Annotated in this window: 14 protein-coding genes; 7 read left to right on the top strand and 7 right to left on the bottom strand. The window is 37.1% G+C overall.

The genetic code is table 11. The features are described 5' to 3' along the window. Positions 1–619: 619 nt before the first annotated feature. From rplI to rpsF, 4 genes are all read right to left on the bottom strand, one after another. Positions 620–1,192, bottom strand: coding sequence for a 50S ribosomal protein L9 (gene rplI, locus J7R05_RS02610; RefSeq protein ID WP_078689576.1), 573 nt, complete (start codon positions 1,190–1,192; stop codon positions 620–622). Positions 1,193–1,217: 25 nt separating this feature from the next. Continuing rightward, the gene (locus J7R05_RS02605; protein WP_208541078.1) at positions 1,218–2,198 is read right to left on the bottom strand and encodes a hypothetical protein; all 981 of its coding nucleotides are present in this window, start codon (positions 2,196–2,198) and stop codon (positions 1,218–1,220) included. 158 nt (positions 2,199–2,356) lie between these two features. Continuing rightward, complete coding sequence (rpsR, locus tag J7R05_RS02600) at positions 2,357–2,605, bottom strand: 30S ribosomal protein S18 (RefSeq protein ID WP_007477487.1); 249 nt, start codon at positions 2,603–2,605, stop codon at positions 2,357–2,359. Beyond that, entirely contained in the window at positions 2,605–3,012 is a 408-nt protein-coding gene (rpsF, locus tag J7R05_RS02595; protein ID WP_010703562.1) for a 30S ribosomal protein S6, read from the bottom strand. Before rpsF ends, rpsR begins: the two co-directional genes overlap by 1 nt. Before the next feature lie 355 nt (positions 3,013–3,367). Here rpsF and J7R05_RS02590 point away from each other — a divergent pair, with 355 nt between their 5' ends. From J7R05_RS02590 to gmk, 7 genes are all read left to right on the top strand, one after another. Continuing rightward, complete coding sequence (locus J7R05_RS02590) at positions 3,368–3,955, top strand: undecaprenyl-diphosphatase (RefSeq protein WP_208541077.1); 588 nt, start codon at positions 3,368–3,370, stop codon at positions 3,953–3,955. Positions 3,956–4,029: 74 nt separating this feature from the next. Next, the gene (gene fabD / locus J7R05_RS02585; RefSeq protein ID WP_208541076.1) at positions 4,030–4,974 is read left to right on the top strand and encodes an ACP S-malonyltransferase; all 945 of its coding nucleotides are present in this window, start codon (positions 4,030–4,032) and stop codon (positions 4,972–4,974) included. An 18-nt stretch (positions 4,975–4,992) separates the two neighbouring features. After that, entirely contained in the window at positions 4,993–5,730 is a 738-nt protein-coding gene (fabG, locus tag J7R05_RS02580) for a 3-oxoacyl-[acyl-carrier-protein] reductase (RefSeq protein ID WP_078689580.1), read from the top strand. A gap of 261 nt (positions 5,731–5,991) precedes the next feature. Continuing rightward, positions 5,992–6,228 carry an acyl carrier protein gene (locus J7R05_RS02575; RefSeq protein ID WP_007477496.1) on the top strand — a complete coding sequence of 79 codons (237 nt, stop codon included), beginning with the start codon at positions 5,992–5,994 and terminating at the stop codon, positions 6,226–6,228. Between the two features lie 115 nt (positions 6,229–6,343). Continuing rightward, positions 6,344–7,606, top strand: coding sequence for a beta-ketoacyl-ACP synthase II (fabF, locus tag J7R05_RS02570; protein ID WP_208541075.1), 1,263 nt, complete (start codon positions 6,344–6,346; stop codon positions 7,604–7,606). A gap of 107 nt (positions 7,607–7,713) precedes the next feature. After that, positions 7,714–8,823 carry an endolytic transglycosylase MltG gene (gene mltG / locus J7R05_RS02565; RefSeq protein ID WP_208541074.1) on the top strand — a complete coding sequence of 370 codons (1,110 nt, stop codon included), beginning with the start codon at positions 7,714–7,716 and terminating at the stop codon, positions 8,821–8,823. A 78-nt stretch (positions 8,824–8,901) separates the two neighbouring features. Continuing rightward, positions 8,902–9,567 carry a guanylate kinase gene (gene gmk, locus J7R05_RS02560; protein ID WP_010703568.1) on the top strand — a complete coding sequence of 222 codons (666 nt, stop codon included), beginning with the start codon at positions 8,902–8,904 and terminating at the stop codon, positions 9,565–9,567. A 49-nt stretch (positions 9,568–9,616) separates the two neighbouring features. Here gmk and rsmA read toward each other — a convergent pair whose 3' ends face one another. The 3 genes from rsmA to J7R05_RS02545 are packed head-to-tail and all read right to left on the bottom strand — an operon-like array spanning position 9,617 to position 12,442. Beyond that, the gene (gene rsmA, locus J7R05_RS02555; protein WP_208541073.1) at positions 9,617–10,447 is read right to left on the bottom strand and encodes a 16S rRNA (adenine(1518)-N(6)/adenine(1519)-N(6))-dimethyltransferase RsmA; all 831 of its coding nucleotides are present in this window, start codon (positions 10,445–10,447) and stop codon (positions 9,617–9,619) included. Then, on the bottom strand, positions 10,438–11,451 hold the full coding sequence (gene pdxA / locus J7R05_RS02550) for a 4-hydroxythreonine-4-phosphate dehydrogenase PdxA (protein ID WP_208541072.1): 1,014 nt from the start codon (positions 11,449–11,451) through the stop codon (positions 10,438–10,440). The genes rsmA and pdxA overlap by 10 nt, the downstream gene beginning before the upstream one ends. Beyond that, positions 11,432–12,442: a peptidylprolyl isomerase gene (locus J7R05_RS02545; protein WP_208541071.1), complete on the bottom strand. Its 1,011-nt coding sequence runs from the start codon at positions 12,440–12,442 to the stop codon at positions 11,432–11,434. The genes pdxA and J7R05_RS02545 overlap by 20 nt, the downstream gene beginning before the upstream one ends. Between the last annotated feature and the right edge of the window lie 92 nt (positions 12,443–12,534).

Here is a 12,534-nt window from a genome sequence, read left to right as displayed (position 1 = left end):
AAGAGCAAAATTGCAAATTTCCACTTTCAATTAAAACCATATTTTTAATTTTTAATGATACTTTTTTCAACAAATCAATTGTTTATAATATGCAGCTTATATTTTTTGTATTTTATGGTTTATAATTGTAATTATTTCAGACAAATATCAGAAACTGTTTTTTATATAAAATATAATATGGGTAAGAAAGATTGCAATTTATATACAAATTATTTGAATTTGAAAAAACGCATTTTTATCAGAGAAAAAGAACATTTCCAGGGATTATAAAAAGGTGTTACATAAAATACAAACGGACGCTCTAGAGAAATTTTTCTTTCTCCCAGAATATTTAAAAGATATGGAGCTATATTTTAAATATTTTACAGTAGTATAGGCTCAAAATTATTATCAATGATAATAAGCTTACTTTTCTCTATAATCTCCTTAATAAGGATAACTTCAGATAAAATGGGGGTATAATCGTTTTTCCCCCGGTATAGTTTTTTTGAGTTGGGATATAATATTATGATATCATTATAAAATACCCTGCTTAAAAGCAGGGTATTTTTTGTAAGATATCAATATGTTAAATAGTAAAAATAAGCACAAAAAGTCGACAAGATAAGAAAAATATCAATTAAGCTGTTTCGTTCACGCTCTTTTCATCATTGTCATCAATTTCTTCTGCTAATGGCTGTTCTTGAATACCATATATTGCTTCGATTGAAGTGAGGTTTTCACCTTCTGCTTGACGTTGTGCTTCATTAGTCGAACGTGCAATATTAATTGTCACAGAAATTTGAACTTCAGGGTGTAAACTAATTGTGATGGTATGAAGACCGATTGTTTTGATTGGGTGATTAAGCTCAATCTGATTGCGCCCAACAGAAAAGCCTTCTTCTGTTATAATTTCTGAAATATCACGTGTTGATACAGAACCATAAAGTTGACCTGTTTCACCAGCGGAACGGACAACAATAAACGATTGACCATCAAGTTTTTCAGCCACTTTTTGAGCTTCATTTTTTCGCTCAAGATTACGGGCTTCAAGCTGTACACGTTGTGTTTCAAAATATTTTTTATTAGCTTCATTAGCGCGTAAAGCTTTACCTTGAGGCAACAAAAAATTACGTGCATAACCATTTTTAACTGAAACAATATCACCTATTTGACCAAGATGGGGAATGCGTTCAAGTAAAATAATATCCATAGTTTATTCCTTTCGAATAAATAAATTAATGAAGTTTGTTGTATGATTGGAAGTTGTGTTGAATAGTTGCCCAAATGCCCATCAGTATGGTCATGAAAACAATAGGTGTTGTAAAAACAACAGTAAAAGCAGCTATATAAACGAGCGATAATATAATTACCCGTCCACTTATCCCTTTTGTAATATGATGGAGATACGCTAAACCACTGATTGATATGACAACAGTATATGCAGTGGTAAAAACGCGTGTACCTAAATTAAGAATAGAACCGAGTTCAAGCATTGATGCTATACAAGCGACGATAAAAATAATGAGTCCAGAAAGTGGGAGGCGGAAAGTTTGCCTCCAATCATCACGAGGTCTTGTCAACCACTTCATATGTCGTGCTGTTATCATTGAAAAATAAAGATTGCCAATGAGAAAAATCAGACTGTAACCAGTAAGTGCAATAGCTGTTAAGGTGGCTGCATGTGTCGTTAAAAGTTCGCTAAAGGCAAGAATATCATCTTCATTTATAGACTGCGATTGACGCATAACTTGCACTATATTTGTGGTAACCTCTTGTGCAATGATAGGAGTTATTGGGTGCATTTGCACATAGATTCCAATAAAGGTTAATATAAGAGCAATAAAATTGGTTGAAAGGAAAATAACTGATGATAATGGATACCATATTAGTTCATTTTCCTTTTGTGTTGATCGAGCAAGCCCAAAGAGCCAAGAGGTATAGACGGCTGGAAGAAAAAACAGCAACATAAAGCCAAAACCAATATAAATATTGTTAGCTATGCTAAAGATAAAAGTGACACTTGTTAAAGCAATAAGGCTAGATAACGTTCCAAAGCCGAAGGCTACAATAAAAATTGGAAGTGAAATAAAGAAACCAAGAAGGAGAGAAAAATAAGGTGCAATATTGGCAACACTAATAATTGCCATTCCTATAACAGCAGCAAATAATCCTGCTAAAATACCAATCATTATTTTATAAAAATGAAAATGTTCCATTTATCGCTGTCCTGCCTTTTGCAGTTAGGGGCAATGCCCCAACTTTAGGTATTTTAACGTTTGCGTACTTGACTTGTATGTGGAGTAATTAATGTACTTCTAACATACCAATAAAAATAGTTAAAAAATATTCTGATTTTATTTTGAATATATACAGTCTATTTAACAACATATGGAAGTAACCCGAGAAAACGGGCACGTTTGATAGCATTAGCTAATTCGCGCTGTTTTTTCTGGCTGACAGCGGTAATACGTGAAGGGACAATTTTACCACGTTCTGAAATGTAGCGCTGTAACAGCTTAATGTCTTTATAATCAATCTTCGGAGCATTTGCACCTGAAAACGGGCACGTTTTACGACGACGATGAAAAGGACGACGTACAGGGGTTTGATTAATTTCAATCATTATTCCATTCCTTCCGTGGTGTCTTCATGTTGGTGGCGCGTAGGGCGAGACCGCTCCTCATTTTTGCTAAAGGAGTCTTCCTGATTAGATCGTGAAAGCATGGCAGATTGTTCTTTTTCATGCTTTTCTACGCGGATTGTCATATAACGCAAAACGTCCTCGTTAATACGCATTTGGCGCTCAATTTCAGCCATTGCTGCAGCTGGGGCATCGATATTAAGTAATACATAGTGAGCTTTGCGGTTTTTGCGGATACGGTAAGCAAGAGTGCAAAGACCCCAATTTTCAATACGCCCGATTGTTCCTCCGTGCGCTTCAATGACATTTTTATAAATTTTTAAAAGTTCATCAATCTGCTGTGGCGTGACACCCTGTCGGGCAAGAAACACGTGTTCATAAAGAGCCATTAATTTTGCCTTTCTTCAATTAAACTTCACCAGTTTTGGCGCAAAGCCTCTGCGACTTGTCTTTTTAGGAAACCCAAAAAGAAGAAAGGACGCATTTATAATTCGAGACATCCGAGAGTGGAGATACGGGAGGTCGGAATTATTGTATTTCCTACTGGTATTTTCCAGTCCTCCGTTCAACCTCCAGCCAAATGCTGGTAATGAGTGGCTGATATTTACAGCTTATCTCAAAAAATAGCAAGTTGATGATTGCAAAAAATGTGACTTAATTAAGTTTTGATATATTTTTATATATCTATTGTCTTTAAATATATAAAATAACATTCTATGGGGTGTAGGGATAAAAGAGGTGAAAATGGTTTTTTTAAACCAGATTGATGTAGCACTTTTTGAGATACTTTCTGGCAATCATCAAATGGGGATGGTGTTGGTTTGGATTGGTATTATTTGCGCAAAGTTTTTAATTTATGTGATTCCTGTACATCTTTGTGTGCTGTGGTTTTGCAGCGGATATAGGGAACGACGTGTAGCGCTAAGTATTTGTGTTAGCATTTGTGCTGCTCTTTTTTTTAGTTATCTTATTTCTCTTATTTATTTTCGTCCACGTCCGTTTGTTGCAGGTTTAACACAGTCATTAATTGAACATAAAGCAACAGCTTCTTTTCCTAGCCATCATGCTTTAGTTATTGCATCTTACACTACTTGCCTTTATTTTTATCAATACAAACTTGTCTCTAAATTTGCATTAATACTGTTATTTTTGATCTGTTGGGGGCGTATTTTTACTGGCGTGCACTATCCTTTTGATGTTTTAAGTGGTGCAGTTTTGGGAAGTCTAACAAGTTGGGGTGTTATTCGATTGATTGCACCTTATTTTCCTGGGTTTTTATATCAAATTCCACCCTTAAAATATAATTTTAAGACAAATATCTGTTCTAAATAGGTTGCTTTGTTTTGATTTATGCTTATGTGTTGGGGCAATAACAAATATTAATGCTCGATTGAGGAGTTAAACTAATGGTGGCAGCATTTACTTTTCCAGGCCAGGGAAGCCAAGTTGTTGGTATGGGCAAAATGCTTGCAGAGCAATTTGTTGAAGCACGTATGGTCTTTGAGGAAGTTGATGATGCTTTAGGTGAAAAATTATCACATATTATTTTTGAAGGGCCAGAGGATGTTCTTGCATTAACAGCGAATGCACAACCAGCTTTGATGGCTGTGTCGCTAGCAATTATTCGTGTGATGGAAAAGTTGGGATTAGATATAGAATCAAAGGTAAAATTTGTTGCAGGACATTCTTTAGGGGAATATTCAGCACTTTGTGCGGTTCGTACATTGAGTTTGGCTGATACAGCAAGGCTTTTACGAATTCGTGGCAATGCTATGCAGAAGGCTGTCTCTGTTGGTGAAGGTTTAATGGCAGCACTTATCGGTTTGGATGAACAAGATGTTGAAGAAATTTGCAGCGCCGTTTTAGGAGAAGGTCTATGTCAGATTGCTAATGACAATGGTGGTGGACAAATTGTTATTTCAGGTGAAGCAAAAGCAGTTGAAGCGGCAATGAAAGCTGCTTTAGAAAAAGGTGCTAAGCGTGCGCTTCTTCTACCGGTTTCAGCGCCGTTCCATTCGGCTTTAATGCAACCTGCTGCTGATGTAATGAAAGATGCTCTTTTAGCTGTTAACAAAGTAGCGCCTATTGTTCCGGTTGTTGCAAATATTTCTGTTGCACCAGAAAGTGATCCAGAGCGCATTTTTATGCTACTTGTTGAACAGGTGACTGGGCGAGTGCGGTGGCGTGAAACAGTTGAGTGGTTTGGATCCAATGGAGTTGATACACTTTTTGAAGTTGGTTCTGGAAAAGTGTTAACAGGTTTAGCTCGACGTATTAATAAAGATATTAAAGGGTTAACAATTGGTACGGCTGAGGAAATTGAAAGTGCATTACAGGTACTAGGTGTTTAATTTTAGGAAGTTTGAAAGATGTTTAAATTAACAGGTCGTAAAGCTCTTGTAACAGGAGCGTCAGGGGATATTGGTGAGGCAATTGCGCGTTTTTTTCATGCGCAAGGAGCAATTGTTGGGCTTCATGGAACACGTGAGGAAAAGCTCAAGGAAGTTGCTGCAGATCTTGGTCAGAATGTTTTTGTCTTTCCTGCTAACTTTTTTGAGCGTGAAAGCATTAAACAATTGGCTGAAACGGTAGAAAAAGAGATGGGTGGTGTAGACATTCTTGTTAATAATGCTGGTATCACTCAAGATGGCCTTTTTGTGCGTATGCAAGACCAACATTGGGATGATGTATTAGCTGTCAATTTGACAGCTACTTTTACTCTAACGCGTGAATTGATACATGCTATGATGCGGCGTCGCTACGGACGTATTATTAATATAACATCTATTGTTGGTGTTGTTGGTAATCCTGGGCAAACAAATTATTGTGCTGCGAAAGCTGGTGTGATAGGCTTTTCTAAATCATTGGCACAGGAAATTGCATCACGAAATATAACTGTTAATTGCATTGCTCCAGGATTTATTAAATCTGCGATGACTGATAAACTTAATGAAAAACAGAAAGATGCAATTATGACTGCTATTCCCATGAAGCGTATGGGCATAGGTGAAGATATAGCTTCTGCAGCTGTTTATTTAGCGAGTGATGAAGCAGCCTATGTCACAGGTCAGACGATTCATGTTAATGGTGGTATGGCAATGATCTGAGTATTTATTTTATTCTACATTGATTTATAAGTTTTATTATTTTAGATAATAACAAGTGAAATAAAGCGATGCGTTTATTTCTTTGACGGGGTGATTGCTCAATCTTATATCTACGATGCAAAATTAGTTCATTTTTAAAGGATATCCACAGAATGTTCTAAAAATCATCGTTAAAATTTTGGAGCAATGCATCTATTGCTTGATTAGGTAAACTTATATCGCTAACCAAACAGGGAAACAATATAGAATTGTGAGGATAATATGAGTAATACAGAAGAGCGCGTCAAGAAGATTATCGTAGAGCATCTTGGAGTTGACGCAGATAAAGTTGTAGAAAATGCAAGCTTTATTGATGATCTAGGTGCAGATAGCCTTGATACGGTTGAGCTCGTTATGGCTTTTGAAGAAGAGTTCGGTGTAGAGATCCCAGATGATGCTGCTGAAACGATTTTCACAGTTGGTGATGCTGTAAAATTTATTGATAAAGCTTCTGTGTAATTTGATGTAAAGGGCAAGAGTGGTAGAATGCTTTTGCCTTTATTCTTTACTTAAAGCCATTTGAATTTGAACATATGGCTTTGAGGGGGTGAAGGGTTGATTCAAGGTTAAAAATATGAGACGGGTTGTTGTTACTGGTTTGGGATTAGTATCTCCATTAGCTGGTAATGTCGAATATAGTTGGAAGCGGCTTCTTGAAGGGAAAAGTGGTGTTCGACGTATTACTGAGTTTGATGTAGCTGATTTACCATGTCAAATTGCTGCACGTATCCCCTTGGGGGATGGAACAAACGGTACATATAATGCTGATTTGCATATGGAACCTAGGGAACAACGCAAAGTGGATGCATTTATTACTTATGCGGTAGCTGCTGCCGATCAAGCATTTGCAGATGCTGAATGGTGTCCCAAAAATGATGAAGACCAAATTCGTACGGGTGTGATGATTGGTTCTGGTGTTGGCGGCATTGAAGGCATTGTTGAAGCTGGTTATACTCTTCGTGATAAAGGGCCAAGAAGAGTTTCTCCTTTTTTTATTCCAGGACGTCTGATTAACCTTGCATCCGGTTATGTCTCTATTAAATATGGTTTACGTGGTCCTAATCATTCAGTTGTAACAGCTTGTTCAACGGGTGCGCATGCGATTGGTGATGCAGCTCGTTTGATTGCGCTGGGTGATGCGGATGTGATGGCGGCAGGTGGTGCTGAATCCCCAATCAATCGGATATCTCTTGCTGGTTTTGCTGCTTGTAAAGCTCTTTCTACTAACCGTAATGATGATCCTGAGCGTGCGTCACGCCCTTATGATGCAGATCGCGATGGTTTTGTTATGGGAGAGGGGGCTGCAGTTGTCATTTTAGAAGAGCTTGAGCATGCAAAAAAGCGAGGTGCTCGTATTTATGCTGAGGTTATTGGTTATGGTTTATCTGGCGATGCTTATCATATTACAGCTCCCTCAGAAAGTGGTGAAGGTGCTCAGCGCAGTATGGTAGCTGCTCTTAAGCGTGCACAAGTGAATGTATGTGATATTGATTATATTAATGCTCACGGTACATCAACAATGGCTGATGTTATAGAATTAGCAGCTGTTGAGCGTGTTTTAGGTAGCTATGCGTCGCAGGTATCAATGTCATCAACCAAATCATCTATTGGGCATTTGCTTGGTGCCGCTGGTGCGGCTGAGGCTATTTTTTGTATTTTAGCAATACGAGATAATATAGCACCAGCTACCCTTAATCTTGATAATCCATCGATTGAAACAAAAATTGATCTTGTGCCACATAAGCCACGTGAACGAAAAATTGATACGATTCTTTCTAATTCATTTGGTTTTGGGGGAACAAATGCATCTTTGGTGATGCGACGCTTTGGAGAATAGTAAACATTTTTATTTATTATTATCGCTTCTTGAGCTTTTTTCTTTATAATAAGTTTAGGGTAAGAAATGATAGCGTAATATTTAAAAGTTACCAAAATTGATAAATCATGTCCGATGCGAAAAATGAAATACCGCCACAGGGTGTAAATGATTCTTTATTGAATCATTTGCTTAGTAATAATGGTATGTTACCGTATAAAAAGCGGAAGAGGTCGTCTATTTCCCGTAATCCATTTGTCATTCTCGGTAATTTTTTTCTAATGTTGATAGTGGTTATTATTTTGGCTGTCAGCATTCCTCTTTATATTGGGAAAAGTATATTTGAAGGAAAGGGAACGGCTGAGAAAGAAGAAATTATTTTGATCCGTCCTGGAACAGGAATTCGTGAAATTGCATCATTGCTTGAGCAACGTAGTCTTATTCGATCGTCTGATGTTTTTGTTTATGGAGTTGGTTATCATCAGAGTACGACACGTCTTAAAGCGGGTGAGTATTTGATACCAGTTCATGCTTCGATGAAGGATATCATGGATATTCTTGTGAAGGGAAAGTCTATTGAGCATACATTCACAGTGCCGGAAGGTTTAACGGTTCAACAGGTTTTTGACCGATTAGCTGCTAATGAAGTTTTGGTTGGTGATCTTCCTGAGGTTTTACCTCCAGAAGGAAGTTTAATGACTGATACCGTTCATTTCATTCGTGGCACAACACGTGCAGAGATTATAAAGAGATTGCGTGAAGAACAAACGAAATTAATTAATGAGATATGGGAATCTCGCTCATCCAATTTACCAATCAAGACCGTTGACGAATTTGTCATATTGGCATCAATTGTTGAAAAAGAAACGGGAATTGCGTCAGAAAGACCTCAAATTGCTGCGGTATTTCATAACCGCCTTTCTAAAGGTATGCGCCTTCAATCCGATCCAACGGTAATTTATGGTATTTTTGGTGGAAAAGGTAAGCCTTCAGGTCGTCCAATTTATCGCTCGGATCTTGAAAAGGAAACTCCATATAATACTTATAAAATTAATGGATTACCGCCAACAGCTATTGCAAATCCAAGTCGTGATTCTTTAAAAGCAGTAGCGCATGCGCCGAAAAGTGATGCACTCTATTTTGTAGCTGATGGTTCAGGTGGGCATATTTTTTCTAAAACTTTAAATGAACATAATGTGAATGTCCGTAAGTGGCGTGCATTAGAGAAGATACGTTAGATCTTTTTAGATCTGAAAATTCATGACTTAAATTTTAATATATGGTTTTAGAAAAAAACTTTAAAAAAGAGTGATATGATGGCATTACCAGATAGTAAATTAAGCGCTCAAACAACAAATAGACGTCGTGGTTTTCTGTTTATTCTCTCTTCACCTTCAGGCGCTGGTAAATCAACCCTTTCTCGGTTAATGCTGAAAGATGCACAATTAGAACTATCTATAAGTGTAACAACACGACAAAAACGTCCCAGTGAAGTAGATGGTCTTCATTATCACTTTATTTCAAAGGAAGAATTTGAACATAAGCGTGATAAAGATGAATTTATAGAATGGGCTGAAGTTCACGGAAATTATTATGGAACTTTACGTAAAAACGTTGAAAATGCGCTGATAAATGGCCAAGATATGTTGTTTGATATTGATTATCAAGGGACAGAACAGCTTCAACAAAAAATGCCAGGGGATACTGTATCTGTTTTTATCCTCCCCCCATCGATGAAAGAGCTAGTTTCCCGTTTACATCGTCGAGCAGAAGATAGTCAGAGTATCATTGATCTGCGGTTGAATAATGCACGAACAGAGATACAACAATGGCGTTCTTACGATTATGTTGTGATTAACGAAGATTTAGATCAGTCCTTATTACTTATTAAATCAATTTATTTAGGAGAAACAGTGAAACGTAAGCGTTGTAGTTTTCTTGAATCTTTCGTTAATACACTTGTTAGCGAAAAAATTGATTGAGGCATTTATTGTTTTAAAAAGCCTTTACATGAGTAAAAGTTTTAAACTTTTAAATGACCAAATTTGCTAAAGATACAAATTCAGAAATCGAGAGTGTTTCAGCTCGACGTGTTCCGTCAATTCCAGATTTTTCTAAAAGCATTTCGCCTCCAATAGCTTTAAGACTTTGACGAAGCATTTTCCGCTTTTGTCCAAAGGCAGCTTTTGTCACAAGGCTTAATTTTTGCGTTGAACAGGGGAGAGGTTGTGGACGCGGAATAATGTGAACAACGGAAGAAGTAACTTTAGGTATTGGTGTGAAGGCTTTTGGAGAAACGTCAAAAGCAATTTTTGCAATAGCGCGCCAGCCAATTAATACACTAAGGCGGCCATAGTGAGGGGAATGAGGAGTAGCGGTAATACGTTTAGCTACTTCACGTTGAAACATCAGTGTCATTGATTTATAAAAAGGAGGCCATGGTTCAGTTAAAATCCAGTTCAATAAGAGCTGTGTTCCGATATTGTATGGAAGATTTGCAATGATATGTGGTTTCTCTGGATGTGCTTCAAAAATTTTTGAAAAATTTTGCTTTAGTGCATCATTACAAATAACTTTTAATTTTTGCGGATAGTATTTTTCTATATCCAATAGCGCCTGTAGACAGCGTTCATCACGTTCTATTGCTGTTACAATGGCACCTTTTGCGAGCAAGGCGCGCGTTAAACCTCCAGGGCCTGGACCAACCTCAATGACAGGTTTTCCTGCTATATTTCCTGCTTGTTGGGCGATTTTAGATGTTAAATTAAGATCAAAAAGGAAATTTTGACCAAGAGATTTATTAGCTTGCAGTCCGTATGTATTAATTACTTCACGCAGGGGAGGGAGGTTATCTATTGGCATGTTGTAAAACTATTTTTAGCAAGTTGATTTGCAAGTGTAAGAGCAGCAATAAAACTTTCAGGAGAGGCTATTCCCTTGTTGGCAATGTCAAAAGCAGTTCCATGATCTGGAGATGTTCGAATAAAGGGCAATCCTAAGGTAATATTAACAGTGGTATCAAAGTCCAAAGTTTTAACGGGAATAAGGGCTTGATCGTGATACATGCAAAGAGCAACGTCATATGTTTGTCTTGCACGTTGATGGAACATTGTATCAGGAGGTAGAGGGCCTATGATATTAAGTCCCTTTTTCTTAAGGTATTTAATTGCAGGAGCAATAATTTCGATATCTTCTTTTCCCATCGTACCATCTTCTCCCGCATGCGGGTTAAGACCGGCTACAGCTAAACGAGGTGCAGTAATTACAAATCGTTTTTTTAAATCATTTTCAACAATTAATGCAGTTTGAATGATTAAGTTATACGTGAGGTGTGAGGGAATTTCATTAAGTGGAATATGGACAGTAATAGGCACTGTTTTTAATTGCGGTCCGGATAACATCATAACCGGGTGGTAATGTTTATTTGAAGCTTTATAGGCAAGATAAGCAAGAAATTCAGTGTGGCCTGGAAATTTAAATCCAGCATCATAAAGGCTTTTTTTTGCAATAGGGCACGTGATTAGTGCACACGCATGACCATCTTGAATCAATTGAACGCCGCGTGTGATAGCTTCAACTATTCCAGCGATATTGCTTGATGAGGGGATTCCTAATTGGTCATTTTGCCGATTTTTTAATGGCATTACAGGAAGAGCCGTTTGGAAGTTTTTTACAAGATTATCTACAAAAACAGTTTCTATATCAACATTGAGTTGTAAAAAATGAGCACGTGAACGAATAACTTCAGGATCAGCCAAAAGAACAAAAGGTGGAACATGCCGTGTATTACGCATACTCCACGCTTTTAAAACTATTTCAGGGCCAATACCGGCTGGATCACCACTACTAACGACTAGCGGAACCATGATGATTTTGAATATGCGCTCTTTGTCGCAATTCTTTCAAATATTTCTCACTTAAAGCTTCAAGTTTTTGAGGAGTCCTTTTTTGACTGTCTTGAATAGAAAACATAAGTTGGGCAACACGATCATCAGAAACTTTTTTTATTTGGCAGACAGCAAGCGCTTCAATACCATATGGAGTTTCATGCGGTTGGGTCATTTTTCCAGCAGGTGTTGCACGGATAGCTTGTTCCCAATCTGTAGGAAGTTGAGGTTCCAAAAATTTACCTAAATTACGAACAGTAACATCTAGAATGCCTCGTGTTTGTTTTTTGGTATTATTGCATCCTCGGAAATGTGCACGGAAATTATTTATTTCTTGTGTACGTTTTGTGAGAAGTTCTGTACGACGGTGGGCAGGAATAACAAAAATAATTTGCTGTAATGTATATTCATTTGTTGAAGGTTTTATACCACCATTTTTTAATATTCTATGTGCAGCTTCTTGTTCACTAAGGTACCCATCTTCAGATTGATAACGCGCATTAACAAGACGCCCCCATCCCATTTGTCCGCTAATATATGCTTTAAAGTGCTCTTCTGTGACCTCAGTTTGATTCAACATTTCACGAAGCTGATCAACGGTCATATTATTTTGTTCTGCAAAATTTGCAAAGGCGCTATTAATCTCATTATCACTAACATCAATATTAAGACGCTTTATTTCAATGTTTTTAAGCATCTCATCAATGAGTTCATTTCTGGCTTGTGCAGAAAGATCGCCCTGTTTTTGTTGTAATTTGAGAAAAGCGATGCGTCTTTGAATATCGTAATTTGTAATAGGATTACCATTGACTGTGATAGCAACCGTCGTTTGCGCAAATACTGATGATGTAAAAAATGCGCCTGTAAAGCTACTTACACCCAAAACAGCAATACAAAAGGTTAAAATAGAAGTGTAAAATAAAACAAAAGAACTATTCTTTAATCTGTTCATATAAGTAAAATTTCGCATTGTTTATCAATTTTCATTGGCAAATTAAATATATGTTTTCCTACATAAAAACAATGATAAGTTAAAGCATTTCTACATTATTACTACATTTA

Origin of the sequence: Bartonella capreoli, from assembly GCF_902813205.1 — a bacterium.
Classification (GTDB): Bacteria; Pseudomonadota; Alphaproteobacteria; order Rhizobiales; family Rhizobiaceae; genus Bartonella; species Bartonella schoenbuchensis.
The sequence above is the reverse complement of the archived record's forward strand: the minus strand, read 5'-3'. Positions and strand labels throughout refer to the sequence as shown.